General features: G+C 36.3%; 2 protein-coding genes. Both read right to left on the minus strand.

Features of this window, described 5'->3' with window-relative positions:
- Positions 1-17: 17 nt before the first annotated feature.
- Complete coding sequence (locus AC3AYF_RS21265) at positions 18-374, minus strand: NAD-dependent epimerase/dehydratase family protein (protein WP_487780458.1); 357 nt, start codon at positions 372-374, stop codon at positions 18-20.
- The coding region (locus tag AC3AYF_RS21270) for a glycosyltransferase family 4 protein (RefSeq protein WP_487780459.1) at positions 367-1,290 on the minus strand (924 nt) is incomplete at its 5' end. The genes AC3AYF_RS21265 and AC3AYF_RS21270, both read right to left, overlap by 8 nt.

Consider the following 1,290-nt stretch of genomic DNA (forward strand, 5'->3'; position numbering starts at 1 on the left):
TCACCATTGACCTTAATCTAACTAATAAATATAAAACGCTTCACACCCACCTCAGCTGCTTGCCTAGCTAAGTCTAAAGTTGCTTCGGTATTAACTCGACGGAACTCTGTTAAGGGATCAGACGACTCATCATTCATCACATGAACGCGTGCAGCTAAATGAATCACCACATCCACATTATTCAGAGCATCATGCCAGTTAATTGTGGGGGACAATTCACCGGTAATAACTTGCTTTATTTTTGAAGATAATTCATTAGAATGCCTGCGAACACTCGCAACTATATTTTTCTCTTGTCGTAAAAGCTCAGTTGTTAATGCTTTGCCGACAAATCCTGTTGAGCCAGTCAATAAAATTTTTATAGTATTATTCAAAGATCACCTTTGCTAATTTCTCTGCCAATATCGAATAGTTATGGTTTTCTTTAACATACCGGTGTCCATTCCTACCCAGCTTCCTACGCTCATCTACAGTCATTTCTCTTAGCTCTAAAATTGCTGCCGCAATAGTTTTAGGATCTGCATCAGAAACCGATATTCCAGCCTTTGCTTCATCAACGGGTAAATACTTACCAGAATCAATTGCGTATAATATTGGTCTTTCTGAATAAAAATAATCAAATAACTTATTAGGTGAAACCCCAAACCTAAACAAAGGCTCATGAAGTAAGCCAATATAGCAAATATCAAACTCATGAAGCATAGACTGAATCTGAGTTTTTAAAATAGGATCAATAAAAACTATATTCCTTAATTCTTTTTCTATAACCAGTTGTTTTAATTTAGCCTTTTCTTTCCCATCACCCACTATCATAAAACTAATATCACCATACTCTTTTAATAGCTCAGCCACTTCAAGCATCTCATACAGTGCATTTGCAACGCCCAGAGTCCCTGTATAACCAACAATAAATTTATCTTTAGGAATTTGTTCGCTAACAGACAGGGGTAATGGTTGCTTATTTTTAACTTCATCCAATGAAAAACCATTCGGAATCCATAAAAACTTATCTTTATCCATTCCTCGCTCGACCATATGCTCAACGGCATTAGGTAAATTAGAAACAACCACATCAGCATCACGATAAGCACCATCCTCGATCCACTGTAGAAAGCGAATAAAAGGATGTTTTTCTGAATATCCACCCACATTAACAAGCGTTAATGGCCAAATATCTCGCACTTCAAAAACCAGTCTACTCTTAAATTTTTTTGCTAATTTTCTTGCTGCGAGAAATAATACAATTGTAGGTGAAGAGGCTAATATGACATCAGGTTTATCCGTAATTAT

The organism is Salinicola sp. (assembly GCF_982684285.1).